Raw genomic sequence first — 21,422 nt, 5'->3', positions numbered from 1 at the left:
AGGGGGCTGACTGTCCTATCGAGCGAGGAAATGCCATGACCGATCCACGTAACGTCGCCCACGACAAGAAAGTGCAGCAGGAAAAGAAGCATCAGGGCGAGGACATCGCACCCGATGCCGAGCACGCGCCGCAACCGGGCAAGAAACCCGCGCTCAAGGACCACGACGAGCAGGCCGACGACAAGGCCTGACCGCCCGTCGGCCTCGCCACGCGAGGCCTTCGCCGGTGCTGACGGCCGTCGGCATCGCACCCTCCTCAGAGAGTGACCCGCCCAGCGCCGGCTCCGGTTGCCGGGTCCGCTCCGCCGCATTCAGGCACAGCAATCCCGCCAGGGCGAACAGCAGGCCGAGCAGCATGCCCGGCGCCAGGGGTTCGTCGAAGCAGGCCCAGGCCCAGAGCAGTGCCACCGGCGGACTCAGGTAGAGCGCGCCACTCACCGCCTGCGGGCTGCCCTGACGCAGGCACAGCCAGTAGAGGCCGAAGCCGAGCAGGGTCGGGATCAGCAGCCAGAGCACCGCCAGGGCGAAGCCGAGGGTCAGCGGTGGCGTCAGCGGGCCTTCCACCCCGGCCACCCCCAGCATCACCAGACTGCTGGCCGCGAGCTGGATGAACAGCTGCGTCCGCAGCGCCAGTCGACTCGGCGGCAGGCGACTCTGCACCAGGGTCGCCAGCGCCAGGGCCAGGGCACTGCCCAGGGGCAAGGCATAGGCCCAGGCGGGGGCCACGCCCAAACCCAGTCCCGCGCCGGTGGCCAGCAGGACGCCCGTCAGGCCCAGGCCCAGGCCGAGCCACTGGCGGCCGTTGGTGCGCTGGCCCGGCAGCAGGCAGCAGCCCAGCGCCACCAGCAGCGGCGACAGATCCGATAGCAGCGCCGCCAGCCCGGGTGAGACGCCCAGTTCGATGGCCTTGGCCGCCGGTCCTACCGCGCCGGCAAAGGCCAGCACGCCGATGCCCGCCTGCTGACCGATGATCTTCAGCGGCAAGCGCCGCACCTCGGCCCAGGCGAAGGGCAGCAGCAGGAGGGCGGCCAGCAGCAGGCGCCAGCAGGTCACCAGCAGGGTAGGGGCGTGGTCCGCGGCATAGCGATAGCCGACGAAACCGGCGCTCCAGCAGAGCACCAGGGCGAGTTGGCGCAGCAGGGGGGAAGACAGGATGGCAGGCATGAGCGGACTCCAGCTGACGGGATGCCTTGAGCCTGGCCCAGGGTGGTAATACACTCAAACGACATTATCGGTAGCTATGGTTCGATAAAAACGCATCATGCCCGCTCCCCTCGATATCGATGTCCTGCGTACCTTCCACACCATCGTGCGGCTGGGACAGTTTCGCGCCGCCTCGCTGCAGCTCAATCGCAGCCCCTCGGCGGTGAGCAGCCAGATCCGCCGGCTGGAAGAGCAGACCGGCGGCCGACTGTTCGAGCGCGACAACCAGGCCGTGACCCTGACCCCGCTCGGACGCCGCGTGCTGCTCGAGACCGCCGACCTGTTGCAGACCCATGACCGCATCCTCGCCGGTCTCACCGGCCAGCCGGTGGTGGGGGAGGTGCGCCTGGGCGTGGCCGAGGACTATGCCGCGCGCCTGCTCAAGGCCGTCTTGCCGCGCTTGCAGGGCGAGCATCCCGGAATCGTCCTGGAGGTGCTCACCGGCAACAGCAGCCAATTGCGGCGCTGGCTCGGCCAGGGCCTGCTGGACCTGGCGCTGCTGGTGGGGCCGCCCCGCACCGACCGGGCGGACGGCCAGAGATTCGGCCATACCCAGCCGGTGTGGGTCGCCGGTCCCGGACTGCAGTTGAGCGCGGACGCCAGCGTGCCCCTGGCGCTGCACGGCGAGGGCTGCAGCTATCGCGAACTGGGCATCGACCTGCTGATCCGCCAGGGCCGGCGCTGGCATGCCGTGGTGACCAGCGCCGCCTCTTCGGCGCTGGAAGCGGCGGTCGAACTGGGGCAGGCGGTGGCCATCACCGACCGGGCACGCATGACCCCGCCGATGCGCGAACTGACGCCGGAAGAAGGCTTTCCCGCGTTGCCGGTGCACGAGTTGCGACTGGCCTCGCCACCGGGCGAGCGCAGCCCCGCCTGCGCCTCTCTGGCCGGGCTGATCGCCGAGGATTTCCGCATCTAGCCCGGCGGCCCGGCGTTTGACCGGGCCCTGGCCCAGCCACTAAGGTGGCCGCCTTGCCGCTCGACCCCTGGGCCTGCGCTCCCACCTCCGGCATGCGCGCCCCCTGTCCGCACGTCCGGTCCGCTACCGCCGCTCCTGTCCGCTGTTCTGGAATGTTTCGCCTGTCATGACTGCCTCACCCGCCATCCCCCGTCTCATCTATCTGCTGGCCCTGACCATCTTCGCGCTGACCACCGCCGAATTCATGGTGGCCGGCATGATGCCGGCGCTGGCCGCCGATCTCGGTGTCTCCCTCGGCCAGATCGGCTATCTGATCTCCTGGTATGCCCTGGGCATGGCCCTGGGCGGCCCGCCGCTGACCCTGTTGCTGCTGGCCCTGCGCCTGGCGGAAAAGTCGGCGCTGCTGTGGCTGCTGGCGCTCTATCTGGTCGGCGCCGTGGTGGCCGCGCTGGCGGTCAGCTATCCGGTGATGGCGGCGGGGAGGGTGCTCATGGGCATCGCCAGCTCCGCCAGCATCGGCCTCTGTCTGACCCTGGGCGCCAACCTGGTCACGCCGGATCGCCGCGGCCGGGCGGCCTCGCTGATCCTGTCCGGACTCATGCTGGCGCCGGTGTTCGGGGTGCCGGGTACGGTACTGATCGAGCAACTGGCCGGCTGGCGCGCCAGCTTCTGGGCGGTTGCCCTGCTGGCGGCCTGCTGCACCCTGCTGGTCGGCCTCTGCGTGCCGCGGGCGCCAGCGCGCGCGGCCGGGCAGTTGGGCGGGGAGCTGCGGACCCTGGTCAGTGGCAGACTCTGGGCGGCCTACCTCACCAGCGGCCTGATCATCGGCGCGACCTTTGCCGGCTTCAGCTACTTCTCGCCCATCCTCATCCAGGTGACGGGTTTCGCGGCCACCACCATTCCCTGGTTGCTGATGGGGTATGGCCTCGCCAACGTGCTGGGCAATCTGCTGGTGGGGCGCCTGGCCGATCGCTACACCCTCAAGGTGCAGGGTGTCGGTCTGGCGGTGCTGGCGCTGGGCTTCGCCCTCTTCGTCAGCTGCGCCGACAGCGCCGCGGCCAGCCTGCTGGCCCTGGTGCTGATCGGCCTGACCGGGGTGGCCCTCAACCCGGCCATGGTCGCCCGGGTCATGGCCGCGGCCACGCCGGGCCCGCTGGTCAACACCCTGCACACCTCGGTGATCACCGCGGGCCTGGCGGTGGGCGCCTGGGCCGGCGGCGCGGCCATCGATGCCGGCCAGGGCCTGCGCGCACCCCTGTGGGTCGGTCTGGGCATGGCGCTGCTGGGCGTGCTGAGCCTGGTGCCCAGCCTGGTGCAGCGACTGGCGCTGGCGTCATCGCCAGCGGGTCGTTGCTAGTACCTGGCAGCTGGGGCGACCTGGTCGCGTCGGGCTGCCGCCGCGCGCGCCCGGGTTTCGTCGCTGAATGGCTCTACGGCGCACCTTTCAGAGGGATTGCGTGTGCCGCCTTCACTGTAGCCTGACTGTCATCTTTCCCTGGCATGTTGCCTTCCGAACACGGGAGGCGCGTTTTCGCGCTTTCGATTCCTGGACCTTCGACAAGGGCGGTACGGACATGCAGGCTTCGCTTCGCGGTATGACGTTGGGTGTGGTGCTCGGGCTGCTGAGCGGCGGCCCGGTTTGGGCGGCCACGCCCATTCCCTTCTGGCATTCGATGGATGCGGAGCTTGGCAAGGAGGTCGACTCCCTGGCCCAGCGCTTCAACCAGGCGCACCCGGAATTCCAGGTGCAGCCGGTGTACAAGGGCAACTACGAGCAGAATCTGGCGGCCGGCATCGCCGCCTTCCGGACCGGCAAGCCGCCGGCCATCCTGCAGGTCTACGAAGTGGGCACCGCGACCATGATGGCGTCCAACGCCATCGAGCCGGTCTACCAGGTGTTCAAGGATGCGGGTGTGAAGCTGGATGAAGCGGGCTTCGTACCCACCGTCGCCAGCTACTACAGCGACGCCAAGACCGGTCAACTGCTGTCCATGCCGTTCAACAGTTCCACCCCGGTGCTCTACTACAACAAGGCGGCCTTCAAGCAGGCCGGCCTCGATCCGGAAGCGCCACCCAAGACCTGGAAGGAGCTCGCCGACGACAGCGCCAAGCTGCGCGCCGCCGGCCTGAAGTGCGGCTATACCAGCGGCTGGCAGAGCTGGGTCCAGCTGGAAAACTTCAGCGCCTGGAACGGCCTGCCCTTCGCCAGCCAGGACAACGGCTACCTGGGCAGCGACGCGGTGCTGGAGTTCAACCAGGCGCCGCAGGTCAGGCACATCGCCCTGTTGCAGGCGATGGGCAAGCGCGGCGACTTCACCTACGTCGGTCGCAAGGACGAACCCACGGAGAAGTTCTACAACGGCGACTGCGCCATGCTGACCACCTCGTCCGGCTCGCTGGCCAACATCCGCCACTACGCCAAATTCGACTTCGGTGTGGCCATGATGCCCTATGACGGCGACCTCAAGAGCGCTCCCCAGAACGCCATCATCGGCGGCGCCAGCCTCTGGGTGTTCAAGGGCCAGGATGCGGCGGTGAAGCGCGGCGTGGCCGAATTCCTCGCCTTCCTGGCGCAGCCGGAGATCGCCGCCGAATGGCACCAGCTGACCGGCTACCTGCCGATCACCAAGGCGGCCTACGACCTGACCCGCGAGCAGGGCTTCTACAGCAAGAATCCGGGGGCCGACATCGCCACCCGGCAGATGCTGAACAAGCCGCCGCTGGCCTTCACCAAGGGCCTGCGCCTGGGCAACATGCCGCAGATCCGCGCGGTGATCGACGAAGAGCTGGAAAGCGTCTGGACCGGCAAGCAGGCCCCGCAGCAGGCGCTGGATGCCGCCGTGCAGCGCGGCAACGTGCTGTTGCGCCGCTTCGAGAAATCCACCCAGTAAGCCTGGGATCCGCCCTGGCGGCGCCGGCCGATGACTGCCGGCGCCGCTCCTCTTTTCGCGACGATGCGTGCGCCCATGTCCACATCCCGTCAGGTCTTTCCCACCGGCTGGCTGCCCTATGCGCTGCTGGCACCCCAGCTGGCGATCACCGCCGTGTTCTTTCTCTGGCCCGCCGGCAAGACGCTCTGGTATTCGCTGCAGAGCGTCGATCCCTTCGGCCTGTCCAGCCAGTTCGTCGGCCTCGACAACTTCCGTCAGCTATTCCAGGACCCGCTGTATCTGGCCTCCTTCTGGACCACCTTGACCTTCAGCGCGCTGGTGACCGGCTGCGGCCTGCTGGTGTCCCTGGTGCTGGCGGCGCTGGTCGACCTGGTGGTGCGCGGCAGCCGGGTCTACCAGACCCTGCTGCTGCTGCCCTATGCGGTGGCGCCGGCCATCGCCGCGGTGCTGTGGATCTTTCTGTTCAACCCCGGTCTCGGTCTGCTCACCCTGCTGCTGGAGCGCTACGGCTATCACTGGAACCACGCCCAGAACGCCGGCCAGGCGATGTTCCTGGTGGTGCTCGCCTCGGTGTGGAAGCAGATCAGCTACAACTTCCTGTTCTTCTTCGCGGCGCTGCAAGCCATCCCGCGCTCGCTGCTGGAGGCAGCCGCCATCGACGGCGCCGGGCCGCTGCGCCGCTTCCTGCAGCTGTCGCTGCCGCTGATCGCGCCGGTCAGCTTCTTCCTGCTGGTGGTCAACCTGGTCTACGCCTTCTTCGACACCTTTCCGGTGATCGACGCCGCCACCGGCGGCGGTCCGGTGCAGGCCACCACCACGCTGATCTACAAGATCTACCGCGAGGGCTACACCGGGCTCGACCTCTCCGCCTCCGCTGCCCAGTCGGTGGTGCTGATGCTGCTGGTCATCGTGCTCACGGTGGTGCAGTTCCGCTATGTCGAACGCCGGGTACGCTATCAATGATCGAGAATCGCCGCGGACTGACGCTGCTGTGCCACCTGATGCTGGTGCTGGGCATCGGCGTCATCCTCTTTCCACTCTATGTGGCCTTCGTGGCCGCCACCCTCGATGACCGGGCGGTGTTCGCCACGCCCATGAGCCTGATCCCGGGGCGCCATCTCTGGGACAACCTCAGCCTGATCTGGACCCAGGGCGTGGGCAACAGCACCGCGCCGTTCTGGCGGTTGCTGCTCAACAGCTTCCTGATGGCGCTGGGCATCACCCTGGGCAAGCTGTCGGTGTCCATCCTCTCGGCCTTCGCCATCGTCTGGTTTCGCTTTCCACTGCGCACCCTGGCCTTCTGGCTGATCTTCATCACCCTGATGCTGCCGGTGGAGGTGCGCATCTTTCCCACCGTGGACACCATCGGCCATTTGGGAATGATGGACAGCTACGCCGGCCTGACCCTGCCGCTGATGGCCTCGGCGACCGCCACCTTCCTGTTCCGCCAGTTCTTCCTGACGCTGCCCGACGAGTTGCTGGAAGCGGCGCGCATCGATGGCGCCTCGCCGATGCGCTTCTTTCGCGACATCGTCCTGCCGCTGTCGCGGACCAACCTGGCGGCGCTGTTCGTCATCACCTTCATCTACGGCTGGAACCAGTACCTCTGGCCGTTGCTGATCGTCAGCAACCCCGATCTCGGCACCGCCGTGGCCGGCATTCGCGGCATGCTCTCGCTCGGCGAGCGGGCGCCGCAGTGGAACCAGGTGATGGCGGCCATGCTGCTCACCCTGATCCCGCCGGTGGCAGTGGTGCTGGTCATGCAACGCGCCTTCGTGCGCGGTCTGGTGGATAGCGAAAAGTAACCATGGCAAACCTCGAACTCAGGGCCGTCTCCAAGAGCTGGAACGGCAAGACCCAGGTCATCCAGCCGCTTGATCTTCAGGTGGCGGATGGCGAATTCATCGTGCTGGTGGGCCCTTCGGGCTGTGGCAAGTCCACCCTGCTGCGGCTGGTGGCCGGGCTGGAGCGGGTCAGCGCCGGCAGCATCCACATCGGCGGGCGTGACGTCACCGCGCTGGAACCCAAGGCGCGCGGCATCGCCATGGTGTTCCAGAACTATGCTCTCTATCCGCACATGAGCGTGGCCGAGAATCTGGCCTGGGGCCTCAAGATCGCCGGTCTCGGCCGCGCCGAGATCGCCACCCGGGTCAAGGAGGCGGCGCGCATCCTGGAACTGGATGGCCTGCTCGAACGGCGGCCGCGAGAGCTGTCCGGCGGCCAGCGCCAACGGGTGGCCATGGGCCGCGCCCTGGTGCGCGATCCGGCGGTGTTTTTGTTCGACGAGCCGCTGTCCAACCTGGACGCCAAGCTGCGGGTGCAGATGCGCCTGGAGTTGCAGCAGCTGCACCAGCGACTCGCGACCACCAGCCTCTATGTCACCCACGACCAGGTGGAGGCCATGACCCTGGCCCAGCGGGTGGTGGTGATGCAGGCAGGGGTGGTCGAACAGCTCGGCACCCCGGTGGAGGTCTACGAACGCCCGGCGACGCGCTTCGTCGCCAGCTTCATCGGCAGTCCGGCAATGAATCTGCTGGACGGCCAGGTCGACGCCGCGGGCAGTCACTGCGACGTGCCGGGCGGTCTGCGGCTGCCCCTCGGGCCGGGCTATCGCCACCTGGCCGGACGCCCGGTCTGCCTGGGCATCCGGCCCGAGCACCTGCAACCCTGCAGCGACCCCGAGCAGGGGCTGCCGCTGGTGGTCCGCACCCTGGAGATCCTCGGCGCCGACAACCTGGCCCATGGGCGCTGGGGCGAGCAGGGGCTGGTGGTGCGCCTGCCGCATCAGCAGCGGCCGGCGCCGGGCCACGTCCTGCAGCTGCGCGCGCCGCAGGAGCACCTGCACCTGTTCGATGCCGCCTCCGGTCAGCGTCTAGAGCCGCGGTACTAGGCTTCAGGCACTAGGCACGCCGGTCCGGTCGGGGCGTGGGGCGGTTTCCCTCCGGCGCCCCGGAGAGGATACTACGCCCTTTGCCGCGCTGACCGCCGATACCCATGGAAAACCTCCCGCTGTTCGATCTGCCCGCCGTCCCCGAGGAAAAACCCAAGCCCAGGCGCGCCCGCAAGGCTTCGCCCGCCAGCGGCCTGCGCCTGCTGCACACCTCCGACTGGCACCTGGGGCAGCATTTCCTCGGGCGCACCCGCGAGGCCGAGCATCGCGCCTTTCTCGCCTGGCTGGTCGACCAGGTGGCGGAGCAGGAGGTGGACGTGGTGCTGGTGGCGGGAGACATCTTCGACACCGCCACGCCGCCGAGCTACGCCCGCGAGCTGTACAACGGCTTCATCGTCGCCCTGCGCGCTACCGGCGCCAGCCTGGTGGTGCTCGGCGGCAACCATGATTCCGCCGCGGTGCTGGCCGAGTCCCGCGAATTGCTGGCCTGCCTGGACACCCGGGTGATCCCCTGCGTCAGCGCGACGCCAGCCGACCAGCTGCTGGAATTGCGTCGCCGCGACGGCGAGCTCGGCGCGCTGCTCTGCGGCATTCCCTTCGTGCGGCCGCGTGACGTGCTGCAGAGCCAGGCCGGGCAGAGCGCCGATGACAAGCGCCAGGCGCTGCAGCAGGCCATCCAGGGCCACTACGCCGAGCTCTACGCCCTGGCCGAGGCGCGCCGCGCGGAACTGGGCGCGACGCTGCCGATCATCGCCACCGGCCACCTGACCACCGTGGGCGCCAGCGCCAGCGAGTCGGTGCGGGAGATCTATGTCGGCAGTCTCGACGCCTTTCCCACCAGCGCCTTTCCGCCGGCGGACTACATCGCCCTCGGCCATATCCACCGACCCCAGCGGGTTGGCGGCCTGGAGCAGGTGCGCTACAGCGGCTCGCCGCTGTGCCTGAGTTTTGACGAGCAGCGGGACAAGGAAGTCCTGCTGGTGGAGTTCGGCAGTGCCCTGGAGCGGATCACGCCCCTGGCGGTGCCCTGTTTCCAGCCCCTGGCCGTGGTGCAGGGCAGCCTCGACACCCTGGGCGCGGCTCTGATCGAGGCAGCGGCCGATGGCAGTCCCGCGTGCCCGGTGTGGGCCGAGGTGGTGGTGGTCGGTGACGACTACCTGGCCGATCTGCAGCCGCGTATCTCGGCACTGGTGGCCGACCTGCCGCTGGAGGTGCTGCGGGTAAGGCGTGCGCGCAGCCTGGTAGCGCCTACCTTGCAGGGCAATCCGCGCGAGACCTTGGAGGAGCTCAGTCCGCTGGACGTCTTCAGCCAGCGCCTGGCCGCCGAGACCCTGGATGACGAGCTGCGCAGTCGTCTGGAAGGCCTTTACCGCGAGGTTCTCGGCGAGTTGCCGGCCTGATCGCAGCGAAACGCTTCCATCGGACCAGCTTTTTCGTCCGGAACAAGGCCCGTTTGCCCGGGGTCACCCTCTCTATGTAGCCCATACCGGAGGAGACCCCATGCACGACCTATCGCAACCCCTCGCTGCCACGCGCCATGAGCGCACCGACAACCAGGTACCCAATGTCCAGGGCACCGAACGCCTGGTGTCCCTGCTGGGCGGCGGCCTGCTGATCCTTGGCGGTCTGCGCCGCGGTGGTCTGACCGGCTGCGTGAAGCTGGCCCTGGGGGCCATGGCGCTCAGCCGCGGGGTCCGACAGCGGTGCGAACTCAAGGCCGCCTTGCAGCCTTCGCCCTTCGAGCAGGCCTTGGCCGAGCGCTGGGGCTGGCGCAATCCCACCGCCATCCAGCGCAGCGTCACCATCGCCAAGCCGCGTGAAGAGGTGTTCGCCTACTGCACTGACCTGCAGCACCTGCGCGAGCTGCTGCCCTTCGTCGACCGCATCGAGCTGGGCGCCGATGGCGACAGCCACTGGCATGCCTCCGGTCCCCTGGGGCGCACCCTGAGCTGGACCCTGGAGCAGAGCGAGCGTCGCGAAAACGAATTCCTGCTGTGGAGCACCGTGCCCGGCACGGTCATGGCGCACAAGGCCAGTCTGACCTTCAGCGACGCGCCCCAGGGCCGCGGCACCCTGGTTCAGGCGGTACTGGCCTGCGAAGCCCCGGCCGGCCTGCTCGGCCATGCGGTCACCGAAGGCATCAGCCGCTTCACCGGCAAGGCGGTCAACCTGGGTCTGCGGCGCCTCAAGCAGCAACTGGAGACCGGCGAGATCGCCACCCCCGAGGTCACCCGCAGCGGTCGACCCTTGGCGCCCCCCCATCCGCCGGTGAGCCGTCCGGCCGACGAACCCCAGGCCGACCTCGACGCCGGCCTGGGCACCCAAGCGAGGACCGAATGATGCGCGCCCTGACCTGGCAAGCCCCCAACCGTCTGCAGGTGGAAACCGTCCCGGATCCGGAGATCCTCAACCCGCGTGACGCCATCGTGCGCGTCATCATGTCCTCGGTATGCGGCTCGGACCTGCACCTACTGGGCGGCTACGTCCCGGCGATGAAGCCGGGCGACATCATCGGCCACGAATTCCTCGCCGAGATCGTCGAACTGGGCAGCGGCCTGCGCAATCAGGGCCTGGCCATCGGCGACCGGGTGGTGACGGTCTCCATCCTCGGCTGCGGTGACTGCGAGCACTGCCAGCGCGAAGACTACAACTGCTGCGACAACAGCAATCCCAAGCCCGAACTGACCGAATTGGCCTATGGGCAGCCCTGCACCGGCATCTTCGGCTATAGCCACGCCTTCGGTGGCTATGCCGGCAGCCATGCCACCTATGTGCGGGTGCCCTATGCCGACGTCAATCTGTTCAAGGTGCCCGACGGGGTCAGCGACGCCCAGGCGGTGTTCGTTTCCGACGCCGTGCCCACCGGCTACTACGCCGCCGACATCGCCGACATCCAGCCCGGCGACACCGTGGCGGTCTGGGGCTGCGGCGGGGTCGGGCAGATGGCCATTCGCAGCGCCTACCTGCTGGGCGCCGAACGGGTCATCGCCATCGACCGCTTCAGCGATCGCCTGCAACTGGCGGCCGAGAAGGCCGGCGCCATCGTCCTCGACTACGAGACCACCAACATCCATGAGGCGCTGCTGGAGCTGACCGGTGGCCGCGGTCCGGATCGCTGCATCGACTGCGTCGGCATGGAGGCCCATGGCACCCAGGTCGACTACGCCTACGACAAGACCAAGCAGCTGCTGCGCCTGCACACCGAGCGCGGTTCGGCGCTGCGCCAGGCCATCCGCGCCTGTCGCAAGGGTGGCACGGTCTCGGTGATCGGGGTCTATGGCGGGGTGATCGACAAATTCCCCATGGGCGCCATCGTCAACAAGGCCCTGACCCTGAGATCGGGCCAGCAGCCGGGCCAGCGCTATGTGGAGCGGCTGTTCGAACACATCCAGAAGGGCGAACTGGATCCGTCCTATCTGCTCACCCATCCGATGAGCCTGGAAGAGTCGCCCTATGGCTACGAGCTGTTCAAGTCCAAGGACAAGAACTGCATGAGGGCGGTATTCATGCCGTGAGGGGTCGCCCGGGGATCTAAGGGCTCACCGGACTTTCAGCACCTAGACCAGCCAGGTCGCCAGCGGCTGCCACAGCGCCGCGACCTTGTGGCCGCCACTGCAGCTGACCAGCGCCAGGGTGCCCAGGCCGACCAGCAGGGGCATGCCGAGAAAATCTAAGGGAGACAGGGGCGAGCGCACGACGAATCCTCCCGGGATACGTGGTTGCAGAGCGATACCTTGCAGTTGAGAGCGTAGGCGGGGGCAAGTTCAGCGGTGGGCACGACCACAGGTCGAGTGGTCGGTTGGCATGGGCGAGCGCGCCCAACAATGCCAGAATCGGCGGTTCGCCGAGTCGTCCTGGAAAAGCCCGATGAAGATCCTCACCCTGCGCCTGAAGAACCTCAATTCCCTCAAGGGTGAGTGGAAGATCGACTTCACCGCCGAACCCTTCGCCAGTAGCGGCCTGTTCGCCATCACCGGGCCGACCGGGGCGGGCAAGACCACCTTGCTGGACGCCATCTGCCTGGCGCTCTATCACCGCACGCCGCGCATGAGCAAGGTGGGCGGAGAGAGCAACGAACTCATGACCCGTCACACCGGCGACTGCCTCGCCGAGGTGGAATTCGCCGTGCGTGGCGAGCGCTATCGAGCCTTCTGGAGCCAGAGACGCGCCCGCGACCGCGCCGATGGCGCCCTGCAGCCGCCCAAGGTGGAACTGGCCAGGCTCGACGGCAGCATCCTCGCCGAAAAGACCGGCGACAAGCTCAGACTCACCGAAGAACTCACCGGCCTCGACTTCGAGCGCTTCACCCGTTCCATGCTCTTGGCCCAGGGGGGCTTCGCCGCCTTCCTGGAAGCCAGCGCCAGCCAGCGCGCCGAATTGCTGGAAGAGCTGACCGGGACCGCGGTGTACGGGCAGATCTCCCAGCGGGTGTTCGAACGCGCGCGCGAGGCCAAGGGCGTGCTGGAGGGCCTGCGCCAACGCGTCGCCGGGGTCGAGGTGCTGGATGACGAAAGCCGTCAGGCACTGGCCGCCGAAGGCACCGGCCTGGCGCAGCGCGAAGAACGCCTGGGCGCGGACCTCAAGACCTTGCAGGTCCAGCGCCAGTGGCTGAGCGCCCTGGAGCAGGCGACGGCGGGCGAGCAGCAGGCCGCCACCCGGCTGGCTGCGGCGCAGCAGGCCTGGGACGCCGCCGAGCCGCAGCGCCAACGGCTGGCCGCGGCCGAGCCGGCGGCGCGGCTGCTGCCCATCGAACAGGCCTGGCGTGAGGCCGCGGCGCGTGAACAGCGCAGCCGGGACGAACTGGCCCAACTCGACCAGCGGATCCAGACCCTGGCCAGCCGCCGCGACGCCGCCCTGGCCCAGGCCCTGGGCGCCAGTGGCGAACAGCTGCGCCAGGCCGAGGCGGAGCAGGCGCAGGCGCTGGATGAACAACAGCGCCTGGAGCAGAGTCTGGCCGAGCGGACCCGCCATGCCGAACTCGGCGAGCGCCTGGGCGACTGGCGCAGCCAGCTGGCCCTGCGCGACGAAAGAGCCGAGGCCCTGGCGCGCCTGACGCGCCGCCAGGAAGAACAGACCCGTCAGCTGCAGCTGCTGGCCGAGGAACGCGAGGCCCAGCAGGGGGCGCTGACCCGTGCGCAGGCGCAGGCCGCCCAGGCCCAGACGGCGGAGCAGGCCCAGCACGAACGCTGGCAGGCCGCACTGGACGGCCGCGACGAAAAGGCCTGGCGCGCCCTCTGGCAGGCGGCGCTGGGACGGGTCAACGAGGTGGACCAGCTGGACCAGCTGGTCGAGCGTCGGCGTCAGCTGCAGGCCCAGCTGGAGCGCCTGGCGCGCAGCCAGGGTGAACGCCAGCGCCAGCATGGCGAGCATCAGGTGCGCCTGGAGGCCCTGCGTGGACGCTATCGTGAAGTCGCCCAGCAGGTGCGCGAGCGCGAAAAGCTGCTCGAACAGGAAAGGGTCATCCGCAGCCTGGAAGCCCAGCGCGCCGAGTTGCAGCCCGACGAACCCTGTCCGCTGTGCGGCTCCCGCGAACACCCCGCGGTGGCCGACTATGCCGCCCTGGACGTCTCCGCCACCCAGACCGCCCTGCAGGACGCCAAGGCCGAGCTGGAGCGCCTGACCCAGGAAGGCAAGGACCTCAGCGAAGCCCTGGCGGCGCTCAAGGCGCAACTCGATCAGGCCAACGATCAGCAGGCCGAGGCCAGTCAGCAGCTGGACCAGTTGGGCGAACTCTGGCGCCAGCGTTGCACGGCCCTGGGCGCCGATCCCGAGGCGCCCGGTGCCATCGCCGAATTGCGCCGCCGGCAGGATCAGGAACTGGCGCGCATCCAGCAGGTGCTCGCCACCCTCGATGGCCTGCGTCAGCAGGGCGAGGAGGGGCGCAACGAAGCCCAGCGCCTGGCGCGTCAGCAGGCCGATGCCGAACAGCGCCTGGCGCTGGCCGAGGCCGCCTGGGAGCGGGCGCGCCAGGCGCTGGCCGAAGGTGCCGAGGAGCTGCGTCAGGCCCAGGCACAACAGGCCAGGGCCGAGCGGCAGCTGGGCGAGGAACTGGCTGGCTGGGGCCATGAGGTCCCTGGTCGTGCCGGCGAATGGCTGGCCCAGCGCGACCAGGAGTGGCGGCTCTGGCAGGCCGACAGCCAGCGCGCTCAGGCCTTGCAGCAGCTGCACAGGGACCTCGCCCAGCGCCTGGCCATCCTGGCCCCGCTGGTCGCGACCTGGCGCCAGCGCGCCGGCGAGGTCACCCCCGCCCCGGTAGCGCCGGAGGCCGCTACGGCCGTGCTCGCCGAGGCGACCGCGACCTGGGAAGACTGCCGCGAGCAGGGTGCGGCGCTGCAGGGCACGCACCAGGCGCTGCACGAGCGGCTGGCGGGTGAGGTGCAACTGGCCCGCGAAGCCGGCGAGCGCTGGCAGGCCGCCCTGGCCGCCAGTGCCTTCGCCGATGCCGACTCCTGGCGCGCCGCACAGCTGGACGACCACCAGCACAGCGCCCTGACCGCGGAGCGCACCCGCCTCGAGACCGCCCTGACCGAAGCCCGCGCCCTGGCAGGGGCCGCGCGGGAGCGGCACGCCGCCCTGGCTGCCGAGCCGCTCACCGACCGCAGCGCCGCCGAGCTGGATGCCGAACTGGCCGCCGCCGGCGCCGAATTGCGCGCCCTGGGCCAGCGCCAGGGCGAGGTCAATGCCGCCCTGCGCGAAGACGAACGGCGGCGGGACGGCCTGCAGGCGCTGCTCGGCGAGATCGCCGCCCAGGAGCGCGATCATGATCTCTGGCAGCATCTCAACGGCCTGATCGGCTCGGCGGATGGCGCCAAGTTCCGCAAGTTCGCCCAGGGCTTGACTCTGGATCACCTGGTGCACTTGGCCAATGGTCAGCTGATGCGCCTGCACGGTCGCTATCGACTCTTCCGGCGCCAGGCCGCCGAACTGGAGTTGCAGATCCTCGACACCTGGCAGGCCGATGCCCTGCGCGACATCCGCACCCTTTCCGGCGGCGAGAGCTTCCTGGTGAGCCTGGCCCTGGCGCTGGCCCTGTCGGATCTGGTCAGCCAGCGCACCGGCATCGATTCGCTGTTTCTCGACGAAGGCTTCGGCACCCTGGATGGCGAGACCCTGGAGGTCGCCCTGGATGCCCTCGACCAGCTCAATGCAAGTGGCAAGACCATCGGCATCATCAGCCACGTGGAGGCCCTCAAGGAGCGCATCCCGGTGCAGCTCAAGGTGCGCAAGGGCGTCGGCCTTGGCCATAGCGGCCTGGAGCGGCGCTATGCGGTGGAGAAAAACGCTACCGAGTGAGTAATTTTTCCGGTGCAGTGGTCGAAGCCCAGCGCGAAGCGAAACGTCGAAACTGTTAACGTAGACGGGTTCGCCTCGTCTGCTGGCGTTATGACATCTCCTTCTCCTACCGGCCACTAACCACCATGTCCCAGTTCCTTGCCGTCGGCCTGTTCGAATACGATCCCAGCCGCGCCAGATGGCGCGCGGATGCTGCCTGCGCGGCCATGCTGGAACGGGACGCCGAGGTACTGGCCCGGGGGCTCGCGCCCGCCGAGTTGCTGAGCGATCTGCAGAGCCGCAGCGCGCCACCCGAGGGCCTGCTGCCCGCCCCGGGGCAGGTCTGGGAGGCCTGGCGCCAGGGCGCCGATGGCCAGCTGCGCTGCCTGCAGTTCCAGCGGCGCGAGGCCGGCGGCGTACTGCTGGACGTCACCGCGCAGCGTCGCCATGAAGCCGAACTCTGGCAGGGCGAGGCCTTCAAGCGCAGCGTGATGGTCTGCAGCGTCGACTGCATCAAGCTGATCGATCTGGAAGGGCGCCTGGAGTACATGAATCCGGGCGGTCTCATGGTCATGGAGATCGACGACTTCATTCCCTTCCAGGGCCGCCTCTGGGCCGAACTCTGGCCCGAGGAGCAGCGCCATGAGGTGACCGCCGCCATCGAGGCGGCGCGGCAGGGTGGCATCGGCCGCTTCACCGGACTCGCGCCCACCGCCAAGGGCACCCGGCGCTGGTGGGACGTGGTGGTCACACCGATCCTCGGCGATGACGGCAGCCCGCTGAAATTCCTCTCCATTTCCCGCGACGTCAGCGAAGCCGTCCACACCCGCGAGGCGCTGGACGAACTCAATCGCAACCTCGAAGAGCGCATCGAGGTGCGCAGCCAGGAACTGGTGGCCCTGGAAGAAGAGTTGCGCCAGGCGCAGAAGATGGAAGCCATCGGCCAACTCACCGGCGGCATCGCCCACGACTTCAACAACCTGCTGACCGGCATCGTCGGCTCCCTCGACCTGATGCGCCGCCGGGTGCAACAGGGCCGTATCCAGGAGCTGGAACGCTACCTGGACACCGCCACCCGCTCGGCGGAGAACGCCGCGGCCCTGACCCAGCGGCTGCTGGCCTTCGCCCGCCGCCAGGTGCTCGAACCCCGCCCGGTGGATGCCGGCCAGCTTGTGCAGGGCATGCACGAATTGCTGCGCCACAGCCTGGGCAAGAAGATCCGCAAGGACGTCCAGCTCGACACCGACCTCTGGCTGCTGCACTGCGATCCGCACCAGCTGGAAAACGCCATCCTCAACCTGGCCATCAACGCCCGCGACGCCATGCCCGAGGGCGGCAACCTGAGCATCCGGGTGGACAATGTCAGCGGACCCCTGAGCATCGGTCTGCCGATCGAGACGGTGGACGGCGATTTCGTCCGCATCCAGGTCTGCGATACCGGCACCGGCATGGACGCCGATACCCTCAAGCGCGCCTGCGAACCCTTCTTCACCACCAAACCCAGCGGGCGCGGCACCGGACTCGGGCTGTCGATGATCTACGGTTTCGTCCGCCAGTCCGGTGGCCAGGTGGAGATCCACTCGGTGGTGGGCGAGGGCACCTGCATCAGCCTCTATCTGCCGCGGCTGCTGGCCCGGCCGGCGCCGGAAAGCGCGCCCAACGACGCCGAGGGCCCGGTGCTGCCGGAAGTCTCCGGCGACTGCGCGCTGATCGTCGAAGAAGAGCGCGAAGTCCGCGTCATCATCGGCGAGGTGTTGGCGGAACTGGGCTACACGCCGTTGGCGGTGGCCGACAGCGCCACCGCCGTCGCGCTCATCGCCTCCGGCACCCTGCGCATCGACCTGCTGGTGACCAGTCTCGGTCTCGCCGGGCTGGACGGCCGGCAACTGGCCGAGCAGGCGCGAGCCACCACGCCCGGACTGCCGGTGCTCTATCTGTCCGGCCAGGCGGATCCGGCGTCCCTGCCGGAGCTGGCGGAAGAGGGCGTCGAACTTATCGGCAAACCCTTCGGCCTGGAAGAGCTGGCGCGCTGCGTGAGGCGTCTGCGTCCGGGCGGCTGAGCCGGTCGCGGCGAACTGTCGCGGCGCGCCAGGGTCGATCCTTTCGAGTCGCAACCTCCGTTGCGGCTGCTGTCGTGTCGACAAGAAAAGGAGCGCTTCATGAAACGCCTGCCACCTGCGCCACCCGCGCGGATGCTCGTCCTGTCCCTGTCCATCGCCTTTCTCGCCGCCTGCGCCCATGAGGGCAGCAAGCCGGAAACCCCGACCTGGAGTTGGCGCGATGCCAGCAACGCCCGCGCCGTGCCGCCGGACCAGGCCTATCCCGAGCTGTTCACCGCGGTACAGCAGGGCAAGCTGTTCAGCGACCAGAAGCACTTCGTCGATGCCCTGCCCAAGCGCAATCCAGCCGACATCCGCCAGGACTACCTGGCCCAGCGCGACAAGCCCGGCTTCGACCTCAAGGCCTTCGTCAGCGCCAACTTCGAAGAATCCGATCCGATCAAGGCCGCCCCGCCCAAGGCGGGGGCCGACCTGCCCACCCACGTCAAGGACCTCTGGCCGGTGCTGACCCGCCATTACGAAGAGGTGCCGGCCTACAGCAGCCTGCTGCCGCTGCCCAAGCCCTATGTGGTGCCGGGTGGCCGCTTCCGTGAGGTCTACTACTGGGATTCCTACTTCACCATGCTGGGGCTGGCCAAGGACGGGCGCACCGACCTGGTCCGCGACATGGTGGACAACTTCGCCCATGAGATCGACGTCTACGGTCACATCCCCAACGGCAACCGCAGCTACTACCTGAGTCGCTCGCAACCGCCGTTCTTCGCCTACATGGTCGACCTGCAGGCCAGCCTGGAAGGCGACTCCGCCTATCGTCGCTACCTGCCGCAGCTGCAGAAGGAATACGCCTACTGGATGGCCGGCGCCGAAGGCCTACAACCGGGCCAGGCCAATGCCCATGTGGTCAGACTGGCCGATGGCACCCTGCTCAATCGCTACTGGGATGCCCGCGACACCCCGCGTCAGGAGTCCTACATGGAAGACCTGGCCACCGCCGCCCAGGCCAAGGGCCGACCGGCCGGCGAGGTCTATCGTGACCTGCGCGCCGGCGCCGAGAGCGGTTGGGACTTCTCCTCGCGCTGGCTGGGCGACGGCAAGACCCTGGCGACCATCCGCACCACCGCCATCGCGCCGGTAGACCTCAACAGCCTGCTCTATCACCTGGAGCAGACCATCGCCAAGGCCTGCGAGAAGACCGGCGAGGCCAGTTGCGTCCAGGCCTACAGCCAGAAGGCCAAGACCCGTCAGCAGGCCATCGACCGCTACCTGTGGAATCCCGCCGGTTACTACACCGACTTCGACTGGCAGGCCAAGCGCCGCACCGACAAGCTCTCCGCCGCCACCCTGTTCCCGCTGTTCGTGGGCGCCGCCAGCCAGAGCAGCGCCGACCAGACCGCGGCGACCGTGGCCAACCAGCTGCTGCGTCCGGGCGGCATCGCCACCACCACGGTCAAGACCGGCCAGCAGTGGGACGAACCTAATGGCTGGGCACCGCTGCAGTGGGTGGCCGTGGACGGCCTGCGCCGCTACCAGCAGGACAAGCTGGCCGCCGACATTGGCACCCGCTTCCTGACCCAGGTGCAGAACCTCTACGCCCGCGAGCAGAAGCTGGTGGAGAAATACGACCTCACCGGCGGCCAGGGTGGCGGTGGCGGCGAGTACGAGTTGCAGGACGGCTTCGGCTGGACCAATGGCGTCACGCTCAAGCTGCTCGAACTCTACAAACCGCAACCCGGCGCGAAATAGGGCAAAAGAAAAGGTCCGCTACGGCGGACCTTTTTCATCGCGTGAGACCCATAGGTTGGGCTGAGACAGCTCTATCGTCGAAGCCCAATAATCCAGAAGTGATGACTCACCCGTTGGGCTTCGCTGCGCTCAACCCAACCTGCGAGCCGCTCTTTCCACTCTCCCTCCGGGAGAGGGCCGGGGTGAGGGCAAACCCTACGCCAGCGCTATCCGAATACTGACGCTAGATTTCACAGCGGATCCACCGGCGGCGCATCGTCCTCGTCGGCCGGCAACTCCGCCGGATGCAGCCCTTCCGGGTCTTCATCCTCGGGCAGCGGCAGGATGGCGTTCATCAGCTGTACTCCGGATTGCGCGGATTCTTCTGCGGCAGGCGCTCCTCTACCGGCTTGTCATCCGGATCTTCGCCCACGGGCTCCTCGGGATCGGGCGCGATGTCCGGATCGATGTCCAGGTCGTCGGGGTTTTCCTTGATCTGATCGTTCATGCGGCCTCCGCGAGTGGTTGTCAAACGTTGGGCAGAGCCCCTGGCGCGAAGTTCGCCACCGGCGATCAGCGATAGCCTCTGGCCTGCAGATCGAACAGCTGGGCATAGCGACCACCGCTGGCCAGCAACCCCTCGTGATCGCCCCGCTCGCGGATCTCCCCATCTTCCAGCACCAGGATCTGGTCGGCGTTGCGCACGCTGGAGAAGCGATGGGAGATCAGCAGGGTCATACGTTGCTGCGCCTGGGCGCGAAAGCGCTCGAAGATCACCGCCTCGGCCGCGGCGTCCAGCGCGGCGGTGGGTTCGTCCAGCACCAGGATGTCGGCGTCCTCGCGCATGTAGGCGCGCGACAGGGCGATCTTCTGCCACTGCCCGCCGGACAGTTCCTGGCCGCCCATGAACCAGCGTCCGAGCTGAGTCTCGTAGCCCTCGCGCAGACCGGCGATGACCTCGTCGGCCAGCCCCTGCTCGGCCGCCTTGCGCCAGCGCGCCTCGTCATTGAAGGCCTGGGTGTCGCCGACGCCCAGGTTTTCACCGGCGGTGAGCTGGTAGCGGATGAAGTCCTGGAAGATGACGCCGATGCGCCTGTGCAGGGCCGCCGGCTGCCACTCCTGCAGATCGCTGCCATCGAGCAGGATACGGCCTTGCGTCGGGCTGTGCAGGCGGGTCAGCAACTTGATCAGGGTGGTCTTGCCCGAACCGTTGGCCCCCACCAGCGCTAGGCTCTGGCCCGGCGCCAGGTGAAAGCCGATGTCCTTGAGCGTTGGCGCGGCCGCACCCGGATAGGTGAAGCCGACCCCTTCGAATCTCAGGCCGTCGCCAGGCTGGCTGCCGGCGGTGAGGCTGCCGCCTTCGGCGCTGGTCGGCTGGCCCAGGTAGTCATAGAGATTGCTCAGGTAGAGGCTGTCCTCGTAGAGGCCGCCCAGGGCGGTCAGGCTGGCGCTGACCGCGGCCTGGCCCTGGCGGAACAGGGTGAGGTAGAGGGTCATCTGGCCCAGGCTCAGGCGGCCACGCACGGTATCGAGCACCACCCAGGCATAGGCGGCATAGAAGGCGAGGGTGCCCAGCAGGCCAAAGACGAAACCCCAGCCGTCACGTCTCAGGGTCAGGCGGCGGTCCTCGGCGTAGAGCTTGGCGAAGGTGGTGCGATAGCGCTCCAGCAGCAGCGGCGCCAGGCCGAACAGCTTGACCTCCTTGATGTAGGCCTCGTGGGAAAGCAGCGTCTCCAGATAGGTCTGGCGGCGGGTCTCGGGCGCACGACGGCTGAACAGGCGAAAGGCATCGCCGGAAAAGCGCGCCTCGGCCAGGAACACCGGTAGGGCGCCCACCACCAGCAACAGCAGCGCCCAGGGCGAGAAATGCACCAGCAACACGGCGAAGCTGATCAGGGAAATGAGGTTCTGCAACAGGGTCAGTGACTTGGTCACCAGCGCCAGGGGCCGGATGGAGGCCTCGCGCCGGGCCCGCACCAGCTTGTCGTAGAAGTCGGCGTCCTCGAATTGTGCCAGCGACAGGGTTTGGGCCTTTTCCAGGATCAGCAGATTCACGGTCTGCCCAAGGCGTACCCGCAGCAGCGATTGCTGCACCGACAGCAGCCGCTGGGCGCCTGCCAGGGCCGCCAGTACCCCGGCTTCGGCCAGCACGAACTTCAGTACCGGCCACAGCGGTGCCTGGCCCTGGTCGGCATGCAGCCGCATGGCCGCCACCACGGCATCGACGATGCGCTGCCCCAGCCAGGCGGCCAGTGCCGGCAGCAGGCCGGCGACGAGGGTCGCCAGGATCAGGCCGATCATCAGCGCGGGAGAGGTACTCCAGACCAGGCCGGCAGCGCGGCGCATCTGCTGTTGCACGATAGCGAAGGAGGTCGAGAGGGCCATGGCGGATCTTCGGCGGGGGTCAGCATTAGTCGAGGCGGCGGTCGCCATGTTCCCCAGGCTATGGCAAAAGGCTTACATCG

Annotated in this window: 17 protein-coding genes; 13 read left to right on the top strand and 4 right to left on the bottom strand. The window is 68.4% G+C overall.

The features are described from left to right. The first annotated feature begins 35 nt into the window (after nt 1-35). Nucleotides 36-191 (top strand): hypothetical protein, encoded by a 156-nt coding sequence (locus tag OXS31_RS22560; RefSeq protein ID WP_007162553.1) that lies wholly within the window; start codon nt 36-38, stop codon nt 189-191. Here the strand turns inward: OXS31_RS22560 and OXS31_RS22555 are convergent. Then, entirely contained in the window at nt 154-1,164 is a 1,011-nt protein-coding gene (locus tag OXS31_RS22555; protein WP_267402162.1) for a DMT family transporter, read from the bottom strand. The two genes, OXS31_RS22560 and OXS31_RS22555, sit on opposite strands and share 38 nt — an antisense overlap. Before the next feature lie 97 nt (nt 1,165-1,261). On the opposite strand from OXS31_RS22555, the gene OXS31_RS22550 reads away from it, so the two are divergent. The 9 genes from OXS31_RS22550 to OXS31_RS22510 all read left to right on the top strand — a co-directional run bounded on the left by OXS31_RS22550 (nt 1,262) and on the right by OXS31_RS22510 (nt 11,418). After that, entirely contained in the window at nt 1,262-2,122 is an 861-nt protein-coding gene (locus OXS31_RS22550; RefSeq protein ID WP_007162551.1) for a LysR family transcriptional regulator, read from the top strand. Nucleotides 2,123-2,288: 166 nt separating this feature from the next. After that, nucleotides 2,289-3,479, top strand: coding sequence for an MFS transporter (locus tag OXS31_RS22545; RefSeq protein ID WP_144947192.1), 1,191 nt, complete (start codon nt 2,289-2,291; stop codon nt 3,477-3,479). 217 nt (nt 3,480-3,696) lie between these two features. Further along, nucleotides 3,697-5,013, top strand: a complete 1,317-nt coding sequence (ugpB, locus tag OXS31_RS22540; RefSeq protein ID WP_267402159.1) for a sn-glycerol-3-phosphate ABC transporter substrate-binding protein UgpB — start codon at nt 3,697-3,699, stop codon at nt 5,011-5,013. 75 nt (nt 5,014-5,088) lie between these two features. Next, nucleotides 5,089-5,976: a sn-glycerol-3-phosphate ABC transporter permease UgpA gene (ugpA, locus tag OXS31_RS22535; protein WP_007162548.1), complete on the top strand. Its 888-nt coding sequence runs from the start codon at nt 5,089-5,091 to the stop codon at nt 5,974-5,976. Continuing rightward, the gene (gene ugpE, locus OXS31_RS22530) at nt 5,973-6,818 is read left to right on the top strand and encodes a sn-glycerol-3-phosphate ABC transporter permease UgpE (RefSeq protein ID WP_007162547.1); all 846 of its coding nucleotides are present in this window, start codon (nt 5,973-5,975) and stop codon (nt 6,816-6,818) included. Before ugpA ends, ugpE begins: the two co-directional genes overlap by 4 nt. A gap of 2 nt (nt 6,819-6,820) precedes the next feature. Next, nucleotides 6,821-7,903: a sn-glycerol-3-phosphate import ATP-binding protein UgpC gene (locus tag OXS31_RS22525; RefSeq protein ID WP_042138212.1), complete on the top strand. Its 1,083-nt coding sequence runs from the start codon at nt 6,821-6,823 to the stop codon at nt 7,901-7,903. Nucleotides 7,904-8,097: 194 nt separating this feature from the next. Further along, nucleotides 8,098-9,303 carry an exonuclease subunit SbcD gene (gene sbcD, locus OXS31_RS22520; protein WP_058791056.1) on the top strand — a complete coding sequence of 402 codons (1,206 nt, stop codon included), beginning with the start codon at nt 8,098-8,100 and terminating at the stop codon, nt 9,301-9,303. A gap of 100 nt (nt 9,304-9,403) precedes the next feature. Continuing rightward, nucleotides 9,404-10,243: an SRPBCC family protein gene (locus tag OXS31_RS22515; RefSeq protein ID WP_027601316.1), complete on the top strand. Its 840-nt coding sequence runs from the start codon at nt 9,404-9,406 to the stop codon at nt 10,241-10,243. After that, nucleotides 10,243-11,418 carry a zinc-dependent alcohol dehydrogenase gene (locus OXS31_RS22510; RefSeq protein WP_027599041.1) on the top strand — a complete coding sequence of 392 codons (1,176 nt, stop codon included), beginning with the start codon at nt 10,243-10,245 and terminating at the stop codon, nt 11,416-11,418. The genes OXS31_RS22515 and OXS31_RS22510 overlap by 1 nt, the downstream gene beginning before the upstream one ends. A 42-nt stretch (nt 11,419-11,460) precedes the next feature. Here the strand turns inward: OXS31_RS22510 and OXS31_RS22505 are convergent, their stop codons facing one another. Further along, the gene (locus tag OXS31_RS22505) at nt 11,461-11,598 is read right to left on the bottom strand and encodes a hypothetical protein (protein WP_155951402.1); all 138 of its coding nucleotides are present in this window, start codon (nt 11,596-11,598) and stop codon (nt 11,461-11,463) included. Nucleotides 11,599-11,770: 172 nt separating this feature from the next. Here OXS31_RS22505 and OXS31_RS22500 point away from each other — a divergent pair, with 172 nt between their 5' ends. From OXS31_RS22500 to treA, 3 genes are all read left to right on the top strand, one after another. Further along, the gene (locus OXS31_RS22500) at nt 11,771-15,196 is read left to right on the top strand and encodes an SbcC/MukB-like Walker B domain-containing protein (RefSeq protein WP_267402149.1); all 3,426 of its coding nucleotides are present in this window, start codon (nt 11,771-11,773) and stop codon (nt 15,194-15,196) included. Between the two features lie 125 nt (nt 15,197-15,321). Next, nucleotides 15,322-17,235, top strand: a complete 1,914-nt coding sequence (locus OXS31_RS22495) for an ATP-binding protein (RefSeq protein WP_027601314.1) — start codon at nt 15,322-15,324, stop codon at nt 17,233-17,235. Between the two features lie 99 nt (nt 17,236-17,334). Further along, the gene (gene treA / locus OXS31_RS22490) at nt 17,335-18,978 is read left to right on the top strand and encodes an alpha,alpha-trehalase TreA (protein WP_051398732.1); all 1,644 of its coding nucleotides are present in this window, start codon (nt 17,335-17,337) and stop codon (nt 18,976-18,978) included. 334 nt (nt 18,979-19,312) lie between these two features. Here treA and OXS31_RS22485 read toward each other — a convergent pair whose 3' ends face one another. Beyond that, the gene (locus OXS31_RS22485) at nt 19,313-19,465 is read right to left on the bottom strand and encodes a hypothetical protein (protein ID WP_007162537.1); all 153 of its coding nucleotides are present in this window, start codon (nt 19,463-19,465) and stop codon (nt 19,313-19,315) included. 65 nt (nt 19,466-19,530) lie between these two features. Further along, entirely contained in the window at nt 19,531-21,342 is a 1,812-nt protein-coding gene (locus tag OXS31_RS22480; RefSeq protein WP_027601313.1) for an ABC transporter ATP-binding protein, read from the bottom strand. Between the last annotated feature and the right edge of the window lie 80 nt (nt 21,343-21,422).

The sequence above is a fragment of the Pseudomonas sp. GM_Psu_1 genome (assembly GCF_026544185.1).
In the GTDB taxonomy this organism is placed as follows: domain Bacteria; phylum Pseudomonadota; class Gammaproteobacteria; order Pseudomonadales; family Pseudomonadaceae; genus Chryseomonas; species Chryseomonas oryzihabitans.
This window is presented reverse-complemented; position numbering and strand designations above follow the sequence as displayed.

Bases quoted from the DNA above. Each gene is read 5' to 3' on its own strand.
- OXS31_RS22560 (WP_007162553.1), top strand. From the start codon at position 36: ATGACCGATCCACGTAACGTCGCCCACGACAAGAAAGTGCAGCAGGAA.
- OXS31_RS22555 (WP_267402162.1), bottom strand. From the start codon at position 1,164: ATGCCTGCCATCCTGTCTTCCCCCCTGCTGCGCCAACTCGCCCTGGTG.
- OXS31_RS22550 (WP_007162551.1), top strand. From the start codon at position 1,262: ATGCCCGCTCCCCTCGATATCGATGTCCTGCGTACCTTCCACACCATC.
- OXS31_RS22545 (WP_144947192.1), top strand. From the start codon at position 2,289: ATGACTGCCTCACCCGCCATCCCCCGTCTCATCTATCTGCTGGCCCTG.
- ugpB (WP_267402159.1), top strand. From the start codon at position 3,697: ATGCAGGCTTCGCTTCGCGGTATGACGTTGGGTGTGGTGCTCGGGCTG.
- ugpA (WP_007162548.1), top strand. From the start codon at position 5,089: ATGTCCACATCCCGTCAGGTCTTTCCCACCGGCTGGCTGCCCTATGCG.
- ugpE (WP_007162547.1), top strand. From the start codon at position 5,973: ATGATCGAGAATCGCCGCGGACTGACGCTGCTGTGCCACCTGATGCTG.
- OXS31_RS22525 (WP_042138212.1), top strand. From the start codon at position 6,821: ATGGCAAACCTCGAACTCAGGGCCGTCTCCAAGAGCTGGAACGGCAAG.
- OXS31_RS22515 (WP_027601316.1), top strand. From the start codon at position 9,404: ATGCACGACCTATCGCAACCCCTCGCTGCCACGCGCCATGAGCGCACC.
- OXS31_RS22510 (WP_027599041.1), top strand. From the start codon at position 10,243: ATGCGCGCCCTGACCTGGCAAGCCCCCAACCGTCTGCAGGTGGAAACC.
- OXS31_RS22500 (WP_267402149.1), top strand. From the start codon at position 11,771: ATGAAGATCCTCACCCTGCGCCTGAAGAACCTCAATTCCCTCAAGGGT.
- OXS31_RS22495 (WP_027601314.1), top strand. From the start codon at position 15,322: ATGTCCCAGTTCCTTGCCGTCGGCCTGTTCGAATACGATCCCAGCCGC.
- treA (WP_051398732.1), top strand. From the start codon at position 17,335: ATGAAACGCCTGCCACCTGCGCCACCCGCGCGGATGCTCGTCCTGTCC.
- OXS31_RS22485 (WP_007162537.1), bottom strand. From the start codon at position 19,465: ATGAACGATCAGATCAAGGAAAACCCCGACGACCTGGACATCGATCCG.
- OXS31_RS22480 (WP_027601313.1), bottom strand. From the start codon at position 21,342: ATGGCCCTCTCGACCTCCTTCGCTATCGTGCAACAGCAGATGCGCCGC.